Origin of the sequence: Nocardia sp. NPDC056952, assembly GCF_042674185.1 — a bacterium.
GTDB lineage: Bacteria > Actinomycetota > Actinomycetes > Mycobacteriales > Mycobacteriaceae > Nocardia.
Genome location: NZ_JBHURA010000004.1, coordinates 366,993 through 386,488, shown reverse-complemented (window position 1 = coordinate 386,488; position 19,496 = coordinate 366,993). Strand labels below are relative to the sequence as shown.

Sequence of the window (19,496 nt, the reverse complement as noted above, 5' to 3'; positions counted from 1 at the left end):
CGCCTTCTCGGGTCATTCCACACTGGTGCTGCGCCACCCCAGCGTGGCCGAGCATTGTGTGGCGCAATCCGGATCGAGTGTTTGGGCATGAACGACGATTTCTGGGACGATCTTCTCGCGCATATCCGGCAGCGGGTTCTGGTGCCGGTTGTGGGGCCCGACGTAACCAGGGTCGATATCGGCGACGCCGATCAATCATTCACCACACTCATCGGCCAACGCCTGGCCGAACGCTGGAACCTCTCCGTGCCGCCCGGACAAACCACCATGGATGCGGCGGTGGCGGCGTTCGTGCGCGAGCGCGGCCAAGACGAGATAGAGCGGTTGTATCGCGTCATCAACGACATCATCGTGGAGGTCGATCCAGAGCCCGGTGACGCACTCCGTGACCTCGCCGCGATCGATGACCTGCGTTTGTTCGTGAGCACGACGCCCGACCGAGTGCTCGCGAAAGCGGTGAACGCCGTCCGTTTCCAGGGAAGGCAAGGGGCACGAGAGATTTCGTTCTCTCCCAATCAGTCCACCAGCGAACAGTCGCGAAATGCCCAACCGGCCACGGCCACCGATACCGTCATTCTGAATTTGTACGGTCAAGCAGCCTCCACGCCTCAATACGCGATCCACGAGGAGGACCGGCTGGAGTGGCTGCACGCATTACTCAGCGAAAAGGCGAGCCTTCCCGACTGGGTCAGTTATCAACTGAAGGAACATCCCCTGCTCTTCATCGGCTGCGAGATCCCCGACTGGCTCGGACGGTTCCTCCTGCGGATGTCCAGCAATACCCGGCTTTCGCTGGAACGTATTCCATTTTTTATCGCAGGCTGCTCGACGTCACGAGAACCATCCCTCTCGAGCTTTTTCGCGACGTACTGCCGCAAGACGCTGGTCCAGCAACTCGACATCGACCCGGCGACCTTTGTCGCGGAATTACGCGCGCGCTGGGTGCAGCAGACCGCTCCGAGGCGCCATGACGCGGTGGGCGGCGCCGTTCGTCCGCTGCCGGACGCTCCGACGATCTTCATCAGCTACATGCGCGAGGACGCCGACGCGGCCAGGCGGGTCTGCGACGCCATCACGAGTCTCGGCGGTGACGTGTGGCTCGACGAGCGGCGGCTCAGCCCGGGAGATGCGTGGGAACACGAGATTCTGAGCAGTATCCGCCGAACCGTCCGTTTGTTCGTCCCGATCATCTCCGCGAACACCGAGCACGCGGAGGAAGGTTACGTTTTCAAAGAATGGTACGAGGCGGCAGATCGCGCACGTTCCATCCCGAGCCGCCGTTTCATCGTGCCCGTGGTTATCGACGACAACGACGATCGCAGCCCGAGCCGTTACCGGCAGATGCCGGACAGCTTCGGGCGCTTGCACTTCGGCAGGGCACCCGGCGGTGAGCCGGATCCGGGGCTCATCGCGATGCTGAAGGACGAGATCCGTGCGATGCGGCGGACAGCGGCATGACTACCATCACGCGAGCCGGGCAACTCGACAGCGAGAACCCGTGGCCGGGCCTGGAATCCTTCGAGGAGAACGGGCAGGCGTTCTTCTTCGGGCGCGACCGTGAAGCGGAGTCCTTACTGAACCACGTACGCGATGCTCCGGTCACGATCTTGTACGGGCGGTCCGGCCTCGGGAAGACCTCGCTGCTGCGAGCCGGCCTCTTTCCCGCACTGCGCGACGAACACTTCCTGCCGATCTACATACGCTTGGATCTCACGCAGAATGCGACGGCACTGTCTCGCCAGCTACACCGATCGGTGCGCGACTCGATCCGGACCGAGGCGCCCGACGCAATGTTGCCCGCCGACGACGAATCGTTGTGGGAGTACCTGCATCGCAAGGACTTCGAACTCTGGAGCGCACAGAACTACCCGCTCACACCGGTGATCGTTCTCGACCAGTTCGAGGAACTGTTCACCCTCGGTGAGCGCGTTCCAGATCTCGTCCGGGAATTCATGCACGACCTCGGCGACCTTGCCGAGAACCGGATCTCCGACGAGGTGGCCGCGCGGATCGACAGCGACGAGGCCGAGGCAGGCCGGTTCCGGCTCCGGTCGCAGAATTTCAAGTTGCTGATCACGTTGCGGGAGGACTTTCTGCCCAACCTCGAGGAATGGTGCCCGCTCATTCCCGCACTGGGACGCTCACGGATGCGGCTGCTTCCCTTTCGTGCCGACGCGGCGTTCGACGCGGTCTACAAGCCGGCCGGGCACCTGATCGACGATGCGCTCGCGCACCGGGTGGTGAGCATCATCGCCGGCGAAGACCTCCACCTCGGCCGGGATGCCTCATGGGTCGACGTCGATGACAATCTGACGGCCTCGGACGTGGAGCCCGCGCTGCTGAGCCTGTTCTGCCGCGAGCTCAACGAAGAGCGGAAACGGCGTGGGCGGGCGCGCTTCGACGAGCAGCTGGTCGAGGATGCCAAGCGCGACATCCTGTCGAACTACTACGCGTCGTGCGTGCGTGATCTGTCCCCGCGAGTCGCGGCGTTCATCGAGTCGGAACTGATCACCGAGAAGGGTTTTCGCGACAGCTACGCCCGTGAGGACGCGGTGCCGTCACGGCTGACCGACGACGAACTCGCCCGGCTGATCGGCTCGCGCCTGGTGCGGCTCGAGGAATACCACGGGGCGCAACGGATCGAACTGACCCACGATGTGCTCACGGGCGTCGTACGCGACCACCGCGACCGGCGACGCGCGGAGGAAGTGCGCGCGGCGCAGGCGGCCCATGCGGAAAAGGAGAAGCAAGCCCTGCTCGACGCTGCCGCCCGGCGTGAGGCCGAACTCGACGATGAGCGGCGGGCGGGACGGCGACTCAGGCGGCTGTCGACTGTCCTGGCAATGGTGTGCGTCGTATCGGTCGTGCTCGCGGTCTTGGCCGCGATCAATTGGCGATCGGCAGACGTCGCCCGCGAGGATGCCGCGGCCCGAAGCAGAGAGGTTTTCGCCGGGCGCCTGACCTCGCAGGCGCAGGCGATGCTGGCCGGCGACCGGCCCGGTGGCAAATTGGAGGCACTCGATAAATTGCTTGCAGCGCAAGATATCTCGACGAATCCGGACCTCGGCGCGCTGGGGACGACGTTGCGGAACGAGGCGCGCTTGCACAAGGTCATCGACCTGGTTGGGCAAGGTGGTGTGCTCAGTGCCGACGGCCGGCGGATTGCCACGCGCACACCGTCCGGAATCAAGCTGGTGGACACGGAGACGGCGAAGCCGCTCGGAGAGCCGCTCGATGCCGACGGCACGCTCGTGGCGACAAGCCCGGACGGGCGGTATCTCGCGCTGAGTCACGGGGACGACATCATTCGAGTATGGGACTCGGCCACGGGCGAGCCGATCGGGCCGCCGGTGACGGGCGGCAAGAACTCACTGCGAGCCGCTGCCGTCAGCCCTGACGGTAACCGGGTCGCCGCGAGCTACGGCGATCACACAGGTCTGTGGGACGCCCGGACCGGGCGCAGGATAGGACCATCGCTGGGTGGGCGCGCCACACAGGTGCTGGCGCTGGCGTTCAGCCCCGATGGGAATCGCCTGGCTTCAGCAGGTACCGAGAAGACGGTAAAGCTTTGGGATGCGCGCAGCGGCGCGACACTCGGCGAAACGGTAGCTGCCGGCGACCCGCGCATCAGCCGCAGCGAAGCGATACGGAGTCTGAGCTTCAGTCCCGATGGACACTTCATCGCCGCCGGCGGTAACACCATCGGCCTCGGTACATTGCTGGGCGCGGGCACACCGTTGCGGATCTGGAACGCCGATACCGGCGCCGCAGTCGGGAACCCGGTCACGGGCAATTTCGGCAACGTCCAATCGGTGGCATTCAGTCCGGACGGCGGCCGGATCGTCACAGGCGGCAGCGACAAGGCCGTACGACTGTGGGACTCGAAAACCGGTCAGCCGGTGGGCAATCCGCTCGGACTCAATGCGGCCGTCCGGCACGTCGCCTTCACCCGTGACGGCGACCGGATCGTCGCGGTGGCCGACGATACCGGCCAAGTATTTCACGCCGATCCCGCTGCGGCGTTGACCACCAAGGTAGGCGGTAGCACGGCGATCGGGCCGGTGTCGGTGGATACCAGGCACGGCGTGGACAGCCGCACGGATCGTCCGCGAATTCTCGTCCTTCGTGATGATGTACTGCGACGGCTGGACGTCGACACCGGTGAACAGATCGGGAACGTGATCGATTCCGAGGCACTCCGAGGAGGAACCCAGATCTCGTTCAGCCCGGATGAACGCTGGCTCGCGGTTGTAGGCCGGGACAACGATATCCGAGTCCTGGACGTAGCGAATGGGCGGCAGCGTGGCGCGCCGATGACAGGGCACAACGACACGTTGAACACAGTGGAGTTCAGCCCGGACGGGAAGACACTCGCAACTGGAAGCAGTGACAATACGGTTCGACTCTGGGACTGGGCCGAGGGGCGGCAGATCGGCGAACCATTGACAGGTCACAAAAACTTCGTCCACAAAATCGCATTCAGCCAGGACGGCCGTCGCCTGTATTCCCTCAGCAGCGATTCCGTCCGTATCTGGGATACCGCCACAAGGCAACCGGTCGGTAAAGCAATGGAGAGCGACTTCTTCACGGGCATGACGCTCAGTCATGACGGCCGGCGCATCGCGGTCGCAGACGACGAGACGATCCGCCAATGGGACGCCGAAAGCGGTGACGCCGTCGGCGAGCCCTTCAAAGGCCACGACGATCCCATCGATTCCGTCGGTTACAGCCCCGACGGCAAGTATCTCGTCTCCGCCTCGACAGACCACACGCTGCGGTTCTGGGACGCCTACACCGGAGGTCAGATCGGACAACCGATCGTCACCGCCCCGGTCGGCCAAACCCCGCTTCTTGAATTCAGCAAGGACGGTCGTCGCGTTTTCATTGTTGCCCAGGGGGTCTCCTTGGACGGCAAGCCTCCGTTCGTGGGCGGCGGGATCTGGCAGCTTCCGGCGCCCGCCGCGTGGCGAGACGCGCTCTGCGACAAACTCACCTCGAATCCCAGCGACGAGCAATGGAAGAACTGGGTTTCGGACGACCTACCGACCGCCAAGCTGTGCTGGGGCAAACCCCAGGCATGATCCTGATTCCACGCTGCGCCCAAACCAATGGGGGCACCCTCGTTCCGCTGCTGGTGAACGAAGGCTACTGCGTCTCCGCGCCGACCTACGGCGTGCTGGACCTGCCATGGCCGGTTTCGGCGCTCGGCGGGATGACCGGGGTGACGAATATCGTTCTGCAAGACGGCTGTTCGCAAGCCATCGCCGATCACCTCGGCATCGTCGCCGATCCCCGCGCAGCCTACATGCTCGACGCCCTCGATCCGCAACACTCTCGCCCGGTGCCCTGCACGGCCGGATAATCGGCCAGAAGCGGCCGGTCTATTTCTCGCAGAGGGCGTGGTCCACCAGCTCGCCGACCGTCCGCAGTTGCGCGAATCCTTTGCTCTGCGTGACATCCTCACCGACAGCGAGAGTGGCCGACAATGAGACGACGGCGCTTCGGCCGCCGTCATCGGTCACTCCGGCGTTGGTGAGGAATCCCGTCTGACCGCCGTTGTGCATCCAATAGGTGCCGCCGCAGGACAGCGGCACCGCGAACAGGCCGAGGCCGTAGCTCGCGCCGGGCCAGACCAGTCCGGTGACGCCGTCGACCGGCACCGTGGTACGCATCTGGGCCAGCTCTTCGGGTCGCAACAGTTGTCCGCCGAGCAGGCTTCGGTAGAAGGTGCCGATATCGGCGGTGGTGGAGAGGTAGCCGGCGGAGGCGTCGGCGTCCACCAGTTCGGTGACGTCGATCAGCGGACCGCCGGCCTCGAATTGCTGATACCCGTTCGCGTGCGGGTCGGGCAGCGTCGGCGCGTCGCCGGGCCAGCGAGTGTCACGCAGTCCGAGTGGTTCGAGGATCCGTGCGGAGATCTCGTCGTACCAGGGCCGGTTTGCCACCTGCTCGATGATCAGGCCGAGCAGGACATAGCCGACATTGGAGTACGACCACCCCGCGCCCGGCGCGAAATCTGGCGCATGCCGCATGGCGGTCGCCACCGTGTCGCGCGGATCGCGCACTTCATAGCGGAGCCGGTAGTAGTCCTCGGCAGTGGCCATTTCGGGCGGATTTTCGTGAATACCGCTGGTGTGCTGAAGTAGTTGCCGGACGGTGATTCCCGCCCCGTCATTTCCGTTACCGCGCACCATATCCGGCAGCCGGCGCTGAACGGTGTCCTCCAACGAGAGCCGACCTTCGCCGACCAGCATGAGGACCACCGTGGCGACCATCGTCTTGGTCAAGCTCCCGATCCGGAAATACCCATCGGGCGAAACCTCATTCAGGGCAACAGCATCCGAGTGACCCGCTACCGCTGTCCGATCGGTCCCGACGCCCACGACCCTGGCCTGTACTCCCGTGGTTCCCAGTGCCGCGATCACGTCGACGTCCCGTCGCAGAGTGTCCGCGCGGGGTTCGGCGTCGCACCCGCAGACCGTCGAGGCCAGCGCGAGCACCGCGGCCAGGATCGTGTATCGCATCGTTCCCCTTTCGCATCACCGGGAACCTATCGATGCCGAACACCCCTCGACATCCCACTGCGGTACGGCAACGCACTCACCCCGCGGTATCGACTCGGCATTCGCGCGCCGGTCGAGTCACGGCGCGCGTCGGCGAGATTGGCGACGTCCGGTCCGCATCGTCGCTATCCGCACATCGCTGACACACCTGGGTGACGGCGGATTCGGTGTATGACCGAGTCACACTCCGGGTTGTCCACACCGCGTACAGGGAACATCGTTAGCGAGGTTAACGGACAAGCTCGACGTCTCGATCTACCCACGTCCCGAATCGAAATCTGCACGAAAGGAAACTTCACGGTGAGAACGAAGCGAGCGATAGCGGTTGTGGCAGTGGCAGTTCCGGCGATGTTCATGGTCCCGGCCGTCAGTTCCGCACAGCTGCCGATCTGTTCGGCCGAGATGTTGACCGCGACCACCCAGCACGACTCGGCGCCCTCGACCCAGCAGAACACCCTGCGGATCGTGCTCACCAACACGTCCCAGCAGAGCTGCCTGGTCCAGGGCTACCCGGGCGTCGACCTGGCCGGGCCCCACCATCCGACCTACGGGCCGAACTACTCGCTGCCACGCCAGGAAACCGGTTTCGCCCCCGTGACAGTCGCCCCCGGCGCGGCCGTGAGCAGCGAACTCACTTATCTCTCGGACGGACCCGAAGGCTGGACACCCACCACGATCGTCCTGACCCCACCCGACACCACCACCCAGTTGCAGGTGCCGTGGCCTCAGGTCGGCAGCGTCGCCCGTCAAGACGCCGCCACCCACGCGGGTACCTTCATCGGCCCACTGCGGCCGGCCTGATCATGCGAATGTTGAACCACGCGCAGAAGGGAAATCCGATGAATCTTCCAATTCGCCGATTCGGCTTCGCTGTGATGCTCGGCGCCGTGCCCGCCGTGCTCACCGCACCGAATGCGACCGCGGCCGTGACCGCAGTGAGTGTGGAGCAGCCTGCCGAGGGCCTGCGCACCGGCTGCACTTACACGGTCACAGTCGGTGTCGACGCACCGGTTTCCGAGGCCGGGGAGGTGACCATCGGCATCAGCGGTGGTTCGGTGCCCGGGAACGGCAAGCAGCTCGGGGTCGCCGTCTACCATCCGGAGAACGGCACCGCGACCTTCGACTGGACACCCGAGTACACCGGTCGTCAAAATCTTGTCGCCCAGCAGTTCAAGCCGGGGCAATACACCTCTACGGACTACATCACGGTCGAGGTCGTAGGCCGCGGTCTGAACACCGGGAGCTCCTGCCTGCCGCTCCCGTAGAACCACAGGCCGGGCCGACTCCCCCGAAATCCGGCAACCGTCGCGATTAGGATCGCGACGGTGGGATTGGTGTTCGAGACCCGACTATCGGACTCGCCATGGGTGGAGTCGGTCTGGACCTGCCGCAGTGAGCAGGTCGCGGAGATGACATCCGTGGCGACCGAGACCTGGGGATTGGTGTTCTGGGAGCAGCGGGGTGTGCCGTTCGCGGCGGTCACCGGGCCGGAAGTCGCCACCAGCACCGCACCCGTTCCCGAGGGGGCCGACTTTGTCGGCATCCAGTTCGCGGTCGGCACCTCGCTGCGCGCGGTGACCGCGACAACCCTGGTCGACAGTGGGATCGTCCTGCCCGATGTGACCGCACGGGGGTTCTGGCTGGACGGCGACCGATGGGAAACACCGCGCGTCGACGACGCGGAAGCGCTGGTCGAGCGGCTGGTCGGCCAGGGCGTCGTGGTACGCGATGCCCTGGTCGCCGACACCCTGCGTGGGCTGACGCCCGCGATCACCGAGCGCACGCTCGAGCGTCGATTCCGGGCGGCGACGGGCCTCACCCAGGGCGCGGTCCGTCAGATCGAGCGGGCCCGCGCCGCGGCGGTGCTGCTGAGCGCGGGCGAGGCGCCGGGCGATGTCATCGACAAGCTCGGCTATTACGACGAGCCCCACCTGGCCCGCGCGCTGCGCCGCTTCGTCGGCCGGACGGCGGGGCAGCTGCGCGAGGGTGCCAGTGGTGCGATCGCGCTCGACCTCACTCAGCGCACCACGTCGTAGACCATCTTGGCGACGCCGTTGGAGTAGGTCGCCGAGTCGCGCAGGCGCAGCTGCTGTTTGGGCCGGTCGGCCCGGCCGAACAGGCTCTTGCCCGCGCCGAGCAGCACCGGGAAAACGAGCAGATTGTATCGATCGATCAGGTCGGCGTCCGAAAGCCGCTGTGCCAGTTCGGCGCTGCCGTGGATGTAGATCGGGCCGCCGTCGGTCTGCTTCAGCTTCTCGATGTCCTCGGTCGAGCGCAGGATGGTGATCTCGCCCCAGCCCTCGATCAGCGCGTCGTCGGTAAGCGAGGAGGAGACAACATATTTGGGCAGCTCCTTGTAGGCAGCGTGATCCTCGGAATCGCGCCAGATCGGGGCGAACGCCTCGTAGCTGCGGCGGCCGAACATCAGCGCGGTGGTGTCGGCGAGTTCCTCACCCTTGAGCGAATACGCCTCCGGCACGAACTCGGTCTCTATCACCCACCCGCCACTGCGATGCCCCTCGACCTTCCCACCGGGCGAGTCCACCACGCCGTCGAGCGACATGAATCCCGTGTAAACCAGTTCGCGTGCCATCACAATCCTCCTGAGTACGAGCGTCGGAAACTGCCTGCGGCCAGCCTAGGGAACGCTCCCCCACACTGTCTTGGACGAAACCGACACGTGCGTCCGGAGGGCCTAACCGGCGCGAGGCCGACGAAGTCGCCAGTTTCCTGTGCCGTTCTGCTTGGCTGGATGGATGCGGGATTCATGGGGTCGTGCGCAGCAGCCCGGTCAGTTCGGGCAAGTCGAGCATCGCGCGGCAGTTGCTGGCCGACCTCGAACGGCCCTTCTTTCACATGGGCGTCGACATGATCGGCGCGATGCGGTCGGAATCGCGGACCCATGAGCTGGATCCAGCCGAACTCGCCGATGTCCTGCGACGGACCCGAGCGGGGTTCCACCGCGCCGTCGCCGCGATGGCCTCGGCGGGCAACGACATCGTCATGGACCACGTCCTGAGCGAGCCGTGGCGGCTGCGCGATTGTCTGTCGGTCATGCACGGCATCGACGTCGTCTTCGTCGGCGTGCACTGTTCACTCGTCGAACTGCAACGCCGAGAACAGCAACGCGGCGACCGTCCCCTCGGCACCGCGGCCGGGCAGATCCACGCGGTCCACGCCCACAGAATCTACGACCTGGAACTCGACACCAGCACCGGCACCGTCGAGAACTGCTCGGCTCAGATCACCGCGTTCCTCGACCGTGCCCCTACACACCGAGCATTCGATCGCCTTCGCGCCGAACCGGCGATTTGATATGCGTGTGCGACCCGACGCCGGAGGCGCCTAGCCCTCGACCTGCGCGCGCTGTGGGTGAACAGCGTTGCGGCGGGTGGCGCCCGATCAGCGTTGGCGCCAGCTCAGGGGGCCGGGGAGGTCGACGCTGTTCTTGCGAGTGCGGGAGTTCCAGGACCAGGGGCCGATCTTGATGCCCCAGGACGACAGGCCCGATTGGGTGAAATTGAACTTCAGCGGTCCGAAGGATTTGCGCTGACGGAACTTGATGGGCATGAGCAGCCTCCCTGATCGCCACCAGGATAGCCGATCCGGTTACGCCCCACCGGTTTCCGCAGGTCGCTAGGACGAACCGGAACGTCGGCGACGACGAGCGATGGCGAACATGGTGAGGGCGGCGGCGATCGCGAGGGTGATGGCGAGGGTCAGCAGGATCAGGGGGGCGGTGGGGTCGGTTCGGCCCGCGCCGCTGCGGCGGATCAGCAGGGCGGCGATCAGGGGGCCGACCATCGTCAGCGCCGCGGCTGTCGACAGCAATCCGCCGGTGATCCATTCGACGGGTCCGAGCCTGGCGCTGGATAACGAACGCACAGGCCGGGAATGTACTGACATGACCTCCCCTTTCGTTGGTATCTGAAAGGTACCGCGCCGGACGGAATAAACCGCGACCACGCGACCGGGCCGTCGTCGCCATGTCGCCAGCAAACGAAGAGCGACTGCTTAGTCGGGCTATTCGGCCGCGCGTCGCTCGGATCGGGTGCGTGCCCGGTCGTGGGCCTCGCGCAACAACTCGCGGACCGTCGTTTCGGTGGCAGTCGAGGGATTCACGACCGCGAGCCAGTTCGCGGCCGCGTAAAGGGGGTGGGCGACAACGGTGTCCTCGATGCTCGCGTCGGTCGGGGCGGCCGCTGCGGCGAAGGTCGTCTTGCTCACGGCGATATTGACGCGAAAGCTGCCGGGGCGGTTCAGGTCGGACGTCTCGTCGCCGGGGTAGTCCTTGGTCACGATGGTGGCGAAGGGCTGACCGGCAGGCACGACGCCGTCGGGGGCGTAGTAGAAGAAGGTGTCGCCCCAGCTGATCTCGGGAGCCTCACTCCCCTCGGTCGGCCGCAGCACCAGCACTCCACCGAGGCCGGTCACGTAGTCGGTTACTTCCTCGATCGTCATGCGTCGAGCGTCTCATCCGCATGCGAGCTGTTCCAACCCCGGTGTGAACTGTCCGGTCAGCGAGCGCCGACCAGTTCCCGCCTACCCAACGCGGCAACCGCCTGGCTCGCCGCCGAATCCGGGTGCACGGTGTACACCACCAGCAGCTGATCCAGATCGCCCGGCAAAGCCAATGTCTCGTAACCGAATTCGATCCGGCCGACCACCGGATGCTGGATCAGCCGGTCGCCGTGCGTATTGCCCGCTGGGGTGTGGATCGACCAGATGCGATGGAACACCGGGTTGCCGGCGGTGAGTTCGTCGATGAGTGAGGTCAGCCTGCGATCGCGCGGGCAGCGGTCCACCTGGCGACGGAGATAGGCGGCGGTCTCCGCGGCAACGGGTTCCCAATCGGGATAGAACACGCCCGCCGCGGGGTTCAGCACTGTGAAGCGGGCCAGGTTACGTTCGGAGTCGGTGACCGCGTCGAAGCCGAAGACCTTGTCGCCCATGTCGTTCCAGGCCAGCACTTCCATGTGGCGCCCGAGCACGAACGCGGGCGTCGTGATCGAGTGGAGCAGCAGCCGGGTGCCGGGGCGAACGGTCGGAGCGTAGTTGTAGTCGGGGTCGGCGGGACGGACCAGCGTGTAGAAGTGGTCGCGCTCGGCGGCGTCGAGACGCAGGGCGCGGGCAACGGAGTCGAGCACCGAATCGGGGTAATCCTCATCGCGCCCCCGCTCCAACCGGGTGTAGTAATCCACACTCATGCCGGCCAGCTGCGCCACTTCCTCGCGACGCAATCCGACCATCCTGCGGCGACCGTATTCGCTCAGTCCGACGGCGGCGGGTTGGATGCGGGCGCGCCGGGTGCGAAGGAACTCGCCGAGAGCGGGTGACGACATGGCAGCCAGCGTAGAAGGTAGCGGCGGGTACGCGTGCATCGCATCATGCGAAGGGAATTGTTCGGTTGGTTAACGAGGTGCGTCGGGGCGGCGAAATACCGGGTACAACAAGTCGAGGGAGGACGTCCATGTTGATCCGATCCGCACTCACCGTTCTGTCCGGGGCCGCGCTGGCCGCCGGTTTCCTGGCCGCGGGACCGGCCGCCGCGCAGTCGGGACTCGGTGATTACACGCCGGTCGACCCCGTCGACTACCAGGTTCCCGAACCCGAATACGCGGGCAGCGTCTTCTTCACCACCCCTGATGGACGGCACTGCGCCATCTACTGGAACAACGGCCCGGCCGGGTGTGACGCGGTCCCGATCGACGCGCCCGCGGGCACCGACCAGCTCCGGGTCGGGATCCTCGAAGCGGCGCACTTCGTCGACGCCGACAGCCCGATCTTCACCCACCCGGCCGCGAAGGTGCTCCCCGAAGGTCACCGGATCACGCGGGAGAACACCACCTGCGGCATCGGCTATCAGGGGACGGTGAGCTGCGAGGTCGGCGAGCACGGCTTCACCCTGTCGGCCACCTACAGCGTGCTGCGCTGACGCGCCTTCAGCAGCTCGATCACCGCGGTGATGCTCTGCGCGCCGTGCCCCGCGGTGACCGCGCGGTCCAGTAGCTCGTGCATCGGGGCGTGCCAGGACAGGTCGACGCCCGTTTCGGCGCCGAGCCGCACATCGTCGGCGACGGCGGTGTGGAACAGCTCGACCGAGGAGCCGAGGCGGGTGTAGTCCCTGTCGTCGATCTCGCCCGCCAGCACCGGGAGCAGCGACTCGATCATCTGCAACCACTTCACCGAATAGGGCACCATCGTCGACGCGGGCAGTCCGCGCGAGGCCAATACCGCCGCCCCTTCGAGGAAGCCGAGCAGCGCGGGGAGCAGGGTCGCGCCGACGGCGGATTCGTAGAGCGCGGCCAGATCCGTTTCGGCACCGAGGAATTCGAGATCGCCACCCAGTACCCGCAGGGTAGCGGCGTGCGTGTCGAACACCTCGCGATCGCCACCGAAATACAGCAGCGTCTGCGGATCACCCACGGCCGCAGGCACATTCTTGATCGCACCGCCGAGAAAGCGCGCACCTGAGCAGTGCGCGAAGTGCGCGAATTCCCTTGCCTGGTCGGGTGTTCCGCTGTTCAGGGTGATGAGGTCGCGGCCCGCCAGCGCGTCGACGCCGAGCAGGCTCTCGCGGGTAGCGGCGAAGGTGGTGAGGCAGGAGATGATCACCGGGCTCGCGGCGACGGCATCGGCGATGTCGGCGTGCGCGGTCGCGCCCGCGTCCACCAGGGCCGTCGTTCGTTCGTGGCTGCGGTTCCACACCTGGGTGCGGTAGCCCGCGGCGAGGAAGGCGGCGGCCAGCGCGCTGCCCATCGACCCGGTGCCGAGCACCGTCACCGATTTCTCGATCATGTCCACTCCTGTCCACGAGGTCGATCGGACGACCTGCCTGGACCGAGTGTCGATTCGGGTCCGCACGCGGACAAGTACGCACTTGCGCCATCCGTTGCGCACCGGCAGGTAAGCAACCAGGTCACGGGTTACCAGGCATGACGGCGCTGTGCCAGGTGTCACCGGCCCGGATTTATGAACGTTGCCAATGTGGAGACGAGGATGCCTGTCACTCGCGCGGCACAGTCGTAGAGTCTGAGTATGTCGGAGCCCGAGATGACCGAATTGGTGCAGCGCAGTGTCGAGGAAGCGCTGCTCGGTGGGCCGCGTCGATATACGCGCACGCAGGTGGCCGAGCAGTCGGGGGTGCCGGAGTCGGAGTCGCGGCGGCTGTGGACAGCGCTGGGCTTTCCGGCCAATGAGGACGACGAGGTCGACTTCACGCAGACCGATATCACCGCGGTCACCAACTTTCGGAGTATGAGAGTTGTTGCCTCGTCCGATATTCGGCAACAGGCCGCGGCCGCGCGGACGATCGGCCAGGGCATGGCGCGGCTGGCGGAGTGGCAGGCCGACCTGGTGCTGGCCGAGATCAAGGCGCGCGTCGCCGCGGCCGATCCCGCGATTCCGCTGGCGGAACGGATCAGTGCCGCAACGGAATCCACCATGGCGAGCATCGACCAGTTGCAGTCGTATGTGTGGCGCAGGCACCTGGCGGCCGCGGTCGCCAGGTCGAGCGAGGCGCAGGGCGAAGGTTCGATGCGGACGCTGGCGGTGGGATTCGCCGACATGGTCGGTTTCACCCGGCTCACCAGGCACCTGCACCCCGACGAACTGTCCACGCTCCTCGAAGCTTTCGAGTCGACCACTACCTCGGCGATCACCGACAACGGCGGCTGGGTGATCAAGAACGTCGGCGACGAGGTGATGTTCGCCGCCGAGACCGCGGCCGCGGCCGCCCGCATCGCGCTGGCCATCCAGGAGTCGACCATGCTCGTCGGCGGCACGCCGGAACTGCGCGTGGCGTTCGCCTACGGCGAGGTGCTGCAACGCTTCGGCGACCTCTACGGCTCGGTGGTCAATATCGCCGCCCGCCTGACCGGCGTCGCCCGGCCGGGCAACATCCTCATCGACGACGCCGCGGCCTCGGCCCTCGACGACAACCCCGAATTCGCCATCCGCCATCTGCGCAGCGTCCGCGTTCGCGGTTTCAACCGCCTACGCCCCCACCGCCTGCGGCAGGCATGATCGCGACGTGCACAGCTTCGAAGTGCACAGCTCCGGCGCGGCGGCCCGCTGACCAGCCGTCGAGCGGCGTCGGCACACCGTTGCCTAGGGTGTTGTAGTGGACTTGGATTGGCGCAGCGTGCGCGAGGAGTACACCGTGTTCGCCGATGACGCGGTCCTCGCGTTGAACAAACCGTCGGGGATCTCGGTGACCGGGGAGCGACACGACACCGATCTGGTGGAGTTGGCGCAGGCGGCGGGGACGCAGCTGTATCCGGTGCACCGTATCGACAAGGTGACCTCGGGACTGGTGCTGCTGGCTACCGATCTGGCCGCGCACGGACCGTTGACCAGGCAGTTCAACAATCAAACCGCACGTAAGGCGTATCTGGCGATCGTGTCGGGCGCCGACCTGCCCGATGGCGGTGAGCTCGATCTGCCGTTGAGTGTGGGACGCAAGAATCGGGTGCGGATCGCGGCGCCACGCGAGGCGATCAAGCGCGAGGGTGACCGGTGGTTCGTCGACGAGGCGGATCTGCTGCCCGCGAAGAACTATCCGTCGCGCACCTTGTTCAGCACGGTCGCCCGGCACGGCGAGCACGCACTGCTGGCCCTGCGGCCGGTAACCGGGCGTCGCCATCAGATCCGCGTGCAGCTGGCCTGGATCGGCCATCCGATCCTGGGCGACCCGCTGTTCGACCGCAGCGCCGCGCTGCCCCGCACCCACCTGCACTCCTGGCGACTCGGCCTCGACGCCGACTGGCTCACCCCGCCGCTCCTCGATCTGGAGGCCACCCCCGGACCCGATTTCTGGGAGCCGTTCACGTCCGACCCGGACGAGAGCGCGCGACTTCTCCACACCGCCGCACAACTGATTTCCGGCTGACTGTCACCCTCATACCCGGCTCGGCAACCACTCGGGTGCGCGGCCGAGAACGCGCAAGATGCGGTCCAGAGTCGCGGTCGTGTCCGTGACCTCGAGCGCCGGGCCGAACGCGGCGCCGGGACGATGGCGAGCCGTGCCGGTGGGGACCGCTTCGGCGATACGCAGGGCGGTCGGGGCCAGGTCGGGGTCCAGGTCGATCGCTCGGCCTACCGACCGGGCGACATCCCAGGCATGGACGACGCTGTCGATGAGATGGAAGCCGAGGGCGGTCGCGACCGGGAACTCGCCCGGTGGGATTTCGGGCAGAAACAGGGTGCGGGCCTGGCAGGCGGCGAAGGCCGCGACGACGTCGTGGGCGGACCGGACATAGTCGCCGATCGGATCGGTTGCGGGGCGCACCGCCCAGACCGCCGGGTCGTTCGCACCGCGAGCGGCTGCGGCGAAACCACGATTCTGGGTGCCCATGTGGTCCAGCAGAGCGCGCAGATCCCAACCCGCACAAGGTGTTTCGTTCGACAGTGCGGCATCGGACGCCGCCTCGACCGCGTCGATGCTCAGCCGCACCGCGCGCTCGTGCCGGACCAGGAGAAGTCGATCTTCCTTGGAGATAGTACGCATATGCTGACCGTACGCTCATGCTTACGATATGCCAAGGGTTATCGACCGAACCGTCCGGCGGTAGATTTCGACCATGCCGAAAGCGACCCGGCCGGATCTCGCGGCCATGCTCGTCCCGCTCGGCCGTGCGCTGACGGAGGCGGAGCGGCCCGTCCTCGACCGGCACGGGCTCACCATGTGGGCCTACGTGGTACTGCTCGGACTCGACGAAGGGCCCGTCCACACCCAGGCCGCGCTCGCCAAGACGATCCGGGCGGACAAGACCCGGATCATCCCGGTCCTCGACGACCTCCAGCAGCGCGGCCTGATCCTGCGTGAGCCCGATCCGGCCGACCGGCGCGTCAACCTGGTCCGGCTCACCGCCGACGGCGCGAAGCTGCGCGACCGCGCCCAGCACGACATCCAGGAACAGGAGAAGCGACTACTGGCCGACCTACCCGCCGCCGATCGCCATACCTTCCTGCGCGTACTACAGCTGCTCGCCGACCGCACCCGAACCGCGGAATCACCCGGGTGAGCGGCGACACAGACCACCTCGTGGGTTTCGGTCCGTGGCACGGCTCATGAAGACGAATAAGCGCAGGTCATCTAGCCTGGAGAGGTGCCGATGAGTCATACCGGCGCACTCTGACGCAACGGAGCGATCCCAGAGAAGAAAGCGACTGCCGATGATCCTGGCGGCTCAGCTCAGCGATACCCACTTCGACCTCAGCGCGCGCAACACCGAACGGGTGGAGGCGGTGATGGGCTACCTGGCGGACCTGCCACGCAGGCCCGACGTCATCCTGGTGACCGGCGACATCACCGATTCCGGCACGCCGGAGCAGTACGCGCAAGCGCGCCTTGCCCTGCAAGCGGACATCCCCGTGTACCTGCTGCCCGGTAACCACGACGACCGCGCGAACTTCCGCACCGCACTGCTGGGCGAGCCGGCCTCGACCACTCCCGTCAACAGCGTCCACCGCGTCGGGGCGCTCACCGTCGTCATGCTCGACTCGAGCATCCCCGGTGAACCCGCGGGCCTGCTGGGCGAGGACACCTTCGACTGGCTGCGCGCGACGCTCGCCGAGGCGCCGGACGGACCGATCCTGGTGGCCCTGCACCATCCGCCCAAGCACGTGTTCAGTCCCGTGGTCGATGTCATCGCGCTCGCCGATCCCGGCCGGCTGGCCGCCGTGGTGGCGGGCGATCCACGCATCGTCGGCATTCTCACCGGCCACGCCCACGCCCCCATCGCGACGATCTTCGCCGGCAAACCCATGATCACTGGTCCCAGTACAGCTTCCGTCCTCGGCGGCGAATGGGAAGTGACGCCGCCCCACCGCGTCATGGACTACGCACCCGACCCGGCCATCGCGCTGCATGTCATCGACGAGAACTTCGGCCTGACAACTCATTTCCGCACAGTCGCGATGGGCGGCTGGCTGTCCGAACCCCCACCCGCCTGACCGCCCGGCCGATCCGCGGCCGCCCGAAGCAACTCCATCGTCCGGGTGACGACCGGGTTGTACGACTCGGAGTCCTTGATGTGCGCGCAGATCGTGCGGCGCGGCGTCGGGTTGGTCAGCTCCAGCGCACGCGAACCGGGCGGCAGGTCCGTGGCGCCGAGGCGGGGGACGACGGTGATGCCGACTCCGCGCGCCACGAATCGCAGGGCCGACGGGTAGTCGGTGGTCTCCACCACGAACCGGGGAGTGAAACCCGCTGCGGCGCAAGCGTTCAGCATTGCCTGCCGGCAGGGGCCGTGGCTGGTGTCGTTGTCGATCCAGCGGTATCGCTCGAGTTCGGCGACGTCGACGGTGGTGCGTGTCGCGAGTTCGTGGTCGGCGGGGACGACGGCTACGTAGGGCTCGGTCATCAGGTCGCGGTGGGTGTAGCCGGAGATCTGGGCCGGTTTGCCCAAGCGCACCGTGAGGGCGATGTCGGGACGGTTGCCCGACACCGCGGCCAGTTCGTCGACGATGCGCAGGCGAACCCTGGTGTCGGGGAATTCGTGGGTGAGGGTGGCGACCACGTCGGGCATCCAGTTGGTGCCCGCCGAGCTGAACGAGTTGATCGTGATCCGGGTGGCCTTGCCCGCGCGCAGGTCCGACACCGTCGACCCGAGCGCGGTCAACTCGTCGAGCACCTTGGCGGCCTCCCCGGCGATCACCCGGCCCGCCGGGGTCGGCACCACGCCGCGACCGACCCGTTCCAGCAGCTGCAAGCCGGTCTCGCGCTGGAGTGCGGTCAGGTGCTGGGAGATCGCCGACGGTGAGTAGCCGAGGGTCGAGGCCGCCGCGGCCACCGAGCCGGTGGCGACCACGGATCGGAAGATCATCAAGCGGTGTGTGTCGATCATGCGAACTCCTCGATTCAGTTCTACTGAATATTAGATGGCGAATACCCGCTTGTGCTTACCTCTTCACGGGTCCACCGTAGAGGCATGAAGTCACGTCTGCCCGCTCTCGCCCTGGTCGCCGTGATGCTCGCCTGGGCATCGTCGTTCGTGATCATCCGCGGCATCGCGCCCTACGTCTCGCCCGCGGCGATGGCATCCGGGCGGCTGCTCGTCGGCGCCGTCGTGCTGGTGCTGGTGCTGGCGTTTCGCGGCGGCCGGATGCCGCGCGGTACGGCGCTGTGGCTCACGATGGCCTACGGCGCACTCTGGTTCGGGCTCTACACCGTGCTGGTGAACGCCGCCGAACAGCATCTCGACGCGGGCACCACCGCCCTGCTGGTGAACATCGCACCCATCGTGGTCGCCGTGCTGGCCGGGTTGTTCCTGAACGAGGGCTTCCCGCCGCTGCTGGTCGCCGGCATCGCGGTCAGCTTCACCGGCGCCGCGATCATCGCGTTCACCGGACCAGGACAGCGCGACCGCATCGGCGTGCTGCTCGCAGTGGCGGCCGCCCTGCTCTACGGCATCAGCGTGGTGGCGCAAAAGCTGGTGCTGCGGTCCACCGACCCGCTGACCGCGACCGCCCTCGGCGCGGTCGCCGGAGCCGTCGTCCTCCTGCCGTGGGCACCGAAAATGGCACACGAGCTGGCCGAAGCCCCACTCTCCGCCACCATCGGCGTCGTATACCTGGGCGTGGTCTCGACCGCACTCGCCTTCCTTCTGTGGGCCTACGCCCTGGCCCACACCCCCGCGGGAGTCACCGCGTCCTCGAGCTACGCCGTTCCAGCCCTCGCCATCGTCATGTCCTGGATCTTCCTCGCCGAGGTCCCCACCGCCACCGCACTCCTCGGCGGCACCCTGTGCCTGACCGGCGTCGCGATCGCGCGCTTGCGGCCGAGCATGTTCCATCGACGCCCCCAGTCCGCCCCCGTGCACCAGGACGGCGCCGCCCCGGCGCTCCGGTAGCCGACACGCCCGCAGGCAGCCCCACACAACCTCCACATCAGCCCCACACCCACACACCCGGCCCCTGGCAGACTGGACA

General features: G+C 66.8%; 22 protein-coding genes. 13 read left to right on the top strand and 9 right to left on the bottom strand.

All coding sequences use genetic code 11. The features are described 5' to 3' along the window. Nucleotides 1-87: 87 nt before the first annotated feature. The 3 genes from ACFTS5_RS17960 to ACFTS5_RS17950 are packed head-to-tail and all read left to right on the top strand — an operon-like array spanning nt 88 to nt 5,362. Nucleotides 88-1,458, top strand: a complete 1,371-nt coding sequence (locus tag ACFTS5_RS17960; RefSeq protein WP_378632110.1) for a toll/interleukin-1 receptor domain-containing protein — start codon at nt 88-90, stop codon at nt 1,456-1,458. Next, nucleotides 1,455-5,081 (top strand): hypothetical protein, encoded by a 3,627-nt coding sequence (locus ACFTS5_RS17955; RefSeq protein WP_378632107.1) that lies wholly within the window; start codon nt 1,455-1,457, stop codon nt 5,079-5,081. The genes ACFTS5_RS17960 and ACFTS5_RS17955 overlap by 4 nt, the downstream gene beginning before the upstream one ends. Further along, complete coding sequence (locus ACFTS5_RS17950) at nt 5,078-5,362, top strand: hypothetical protein (RefSeq protein ID WP_378632104.1); 285 nt, start codon at nt 5,078-5,080, stop codon at nt 5,360-5,362. The genes ACFTS5_RS17955 and ACFTS5_RS17950 overlap by 4 nt, the downstream gene beginning before the upstream one ends. Before the next feature lie 19 nt (nt 5,363-5,381). On the opposite strand, the gene ACFTS5_RS17945 is transcribed toward ACFTS5_RS17950, so the two are convergent. Beyond that, nucleotides 5,382-6,524 carry a serine hydrolase domain-containing protein gene (locus ACFTS5_RS17945; RefSeq protein ID WP_378632101.1) on the bottom strand — a complete coding sequence of 381 codons (1,143 nt, stop codon included), beginning with the start codon at nt 6,522-6,524 and terminating at the stop codon, nt 5,382-5,384. Nucleotides 6,525-6,896: 372 nt separating this feature from the next. Here ACFTS5_RS17945 and ACFTS5_RS17940 point away from each other — a divergent pair, with 372 nt between their 5' ends. Genes ACFTS5_RS17940 through ACFTS5_RS17930 form a run of 3 tightly spaced genes read left to right on the top strand, consistent with a single transcriptional unit; the run spans nt 6,897 to nt 8,599 of the window. Beyond that, on the top strand, nt 6,897-7,364 hold the full coding sequence (locus tag ACFTS5_RS17940; RefSeq protein ID WP_378632098.1) for a DUF4232 domain-containing protein: 468 nt from the start codon (nt 6,897-6,899) through the stop codon (nt 7,362-7,364). Nucleotides 7,365-7,402: 38 nt separating this feature from the next. Beyond that, nucleotides 7,403-7,828 (top strand): hypothetical protein, encoded by a 426-nt coding sequence (locus ACFTS5_RS17935; protein WP_378632095.1) that lies wholly within the window; start codon nt 7,403-7,405, stop codon nt 7,826-7,828. Nucleotides 7,829-7,888: 60 nt separating this feature from the next. Next, on the top strand, nt 7,889-8,599 hold the full coding sequence (locus ACFTS5_RS17930) for a helix-turn-helix domain-containing protein (protein WP_378632093.1): 711 nt from the start codon (nt 7,889-7,891) through the stop codon (nt 8,597-8,599). On the opposite strand, the gene ACFTS5_RS17925 is transcribed toward ACFTS5_RS17930, so the two are convergent. Then, nucleotides 8,581-9,156 carry a dihydrofolate reductase family protein gene (locus ACFTS5_RS17925; protein WP_378632090.1) on the bottom strand — a complete coding sequence of 192 codons (576 nt, stop codon included), beginning with the start codon at nt 9,154-9,156 and terminating at the stop codon, nt 8,581-8,583. The two genes, ACFTS5_RS17930 and ACFTS5_RS17925, sit on opposite strands and share 19 nt — an antisense overlap. A gap of 182 nt (nt 9,157-9,338) precedes the next feature. On the opposite strand from ACFTS5_RS17925, the gene ACFTS5_RS17920 reads away from it, so the two are divergent. Further along, nucleotides 9,339-9,878 (top strand): chloramphenicol phosphotransferase CPT family protein, encoded by a 540-nt coding sequence (locus tag ACFTS5_RS17920; protein WP_378632087.1) that lies wholly within the window; start codon nt 9,339-9,341, stop codon nt 9,876-9,878. A gap of 87 nt (nt 9,879-9,965) precedes the next feature. On the opposite strand, the gene ACFTS5_RS17915 is transcribed toward ACFTS5_RS17920, so the two are convergent. From ACFTS5_RS17915 to ACFTS5_RS17900, 4 genes are all read right to left on the bottom strand, one after another. Then, nucleotides 9,966-10,133, bottom strand: coding sequence for a DUF4236 domain-containing protein (locus tag ACFTS5_RS17915; RefSeq protein WP_084472559.1), 168 nt, complete (start codon nt 10,131-10,133; stop codon nt 9,966-9,968). 66 nt (nt 10,134-10,199) lie between these two features. Next, nucleotides 10,200-10,448: a hypothetical protein gene (locus ACFTS5_RS17910; protein ID WP_378632084.1), complete on the bottom strand. Its 249-nt coding sequence runs from the start codon at nt 10,446-10,448 to the stop codon at nt 10,200-10,202. Between the two features lie 138 nt (nt 10,449-10,586). Beyond that, on the bottom strand, nt 10,587-11,024 hold the full coding sequence (locus tag ACFTS5_RS17905; protein WP_378632081.1) for a DUF6194 family protein: 438 nt from the start codon (nt 11,022-11,024) through the stop codon (nt 10,587-10,589). 56 nt (nt 11,025-11,080) lie between these two features. Beyond that, nucleotides 11,081-11,905 carry a helix-turn-helix transcriptional regulator gene (locus ACFTS5_RS17900; protein ID WP_378632078.1) on the bottom strand — a complete coding sequence of 275 codons (825 nt, stop codon included), beginning with the start codon at nt 11,903-11,905 and terminating at the stop codon, nt 11,081-11,083. A 128-nt stretch (nt 11,906-12,033) separates the two neighbouring features. Here ACFTS5_RS17900 and ACFTS5_RS17895 point away from each other — a divergent pair, with 128 nt between their 5' ends. Further along, the gene (locus tag ACFTS5_RS17895; protein ID WP_378632076.1) at nt 12,034-12,498 is read left to right on the top strand and encodes a hypothetical protein; all 465 of its coding nucleotides are present in this window, start codon (nt 12,034-12,036) and stop codon (nt 12,496-12,498) included. On the opposite strand, the gene ACFTS5_RS17890 is transcribed toward ACFTS5_RS17895, so the two are convergent. Next, nucleotides 12,480-13,427 (bottom strand): NAD(P)-dependent oxidoreductase, encoded by a 948-nt coding sequence (locus tag ACFTS5_RS17890; protein WP_378632074.1) that lies wholly within the window; start codon nt 13,425-13,427, stop codon nt 12,480-12,482. The two genes, ACFTS5_RS17895 and ACFTS5_RS17890, sit on opposite strands and share 19 nt — an antisense overlap. A gap of 174 nt (nt 13,428-13,601) precedes the next feature. Between ACFTS5_RS17890 and ACFTS5_RS17885 the strand changes: the two genes are divergently transcribed. Then, on the top strand, nt 13,602-14,588 hold the full coding sequence (locus tag ACFTS5_RS17885; protein ID WP_378632072.1) for an adenylate/guanylate cyclase domain-containing protein: 987 nt from the start codon (nt 13,602-13,604) through the stop codon (nt 14,586-14,588). A gap of 97 nt (nt 14,589-14,685) precedes the next feature. Continuing rightward, nucleotides 14,686-15,453, top strand: a complete 768-nt coding sequence (locus ACFTS5_RS17880) for an RluA family pseudouridine synthase (RefSeq protein ID WP_378632069.1) — start codon at nt 14,686-14,688, stop codon at nt 15,451-15,453. A 9-nt stretch (nt 15,454-15,462) separates the two neighbouring features. Here ACFTS5_RS17880 and ACFTS5_RS17875 read toward each other — a convergent pair whose 3' ends face one another. Next, nucleotides 15,463-16,071 (bottom strand): TIGR03086 family metal-binding protein, encoded by a 609-nt coding sequence (locus tag ACFTS5_RS17875; RefSeq protein ID WP_378632068.1) that lies wholly within the window; start codon nt 16,069-16,071, stop codon nt 15,463-15,465. Nucleotides 16,072-16,144: 73 nt separating this feature from the next. Between ACFTS5_RS17875 and ACFTS5_RS17870 the strand changes: the two genes are divergently transcribed. Together ACFTS5_RS17870 and ACFTS5_RS17865 are read left to right on the top strand one after the other, a co-directional pair. Then, a complete protein-coding gene (locus ACFTS5_RS17870; protein ID WP_378632065.1) occupies nt 16,145-16,588 on the top strand; it encodes a MarR family winged helix-turn-helix transcriptional regulator in 444 nt (147 codons plus the stop codon). Between the two features lie 151 nt (nt 16,589-16,739). Beyond that, nucleotides 16,740-17,519 carry a metallophosphoesterase gene (locus tag ACFTS5_RS17865; RefSeq protein WP_378632062.1) on the top strand — a complete coding sequence of 260 codons (780 nt, stop codon included), beginning with the start codon at nt 16,740-16,742 and terminating at the stop codon, nt 17,517-17,519. Here ACFTS5_RS17865 and ACFTS5_RS17860 read toward each other — a convergent pair. Next, nucleotides 17,465-18,412 (bottom strand): LysR family transcriptional regulator, encoded by a 948-nt coding sequence (locus tag ACFTS5_RS17860; protein ID WP_378632060.1) that lies wholly within the window; start codon nt 18,410-18,412, stop codon nt 17,465-17,467. The two genes, ACFTS5_RS17865 and ACFTS5_RS17860, sit on opposite strands and share 55 nt — an antisense overlap. An 84-nt stretch (nt 18,413-18,496) precedes the next feature. Here ACFTS5_RS17860 and ACFTS5_RS17855 point away from each other — a divergent pair, with 84 nt between their 5' ends. Further along, on the top strand, nt 18,497-19,417 hold the full coding sequence (locus ACFTS5_RS17855) for a DMT family transporter (protein ID WP_378632057.1): 921 nt from the start codon (nt 18,497-18,499) through the stop codon (nt 19,415-19,417). Nucleotides 19,418-19,496: the final 79 nt, after the last annotated feature.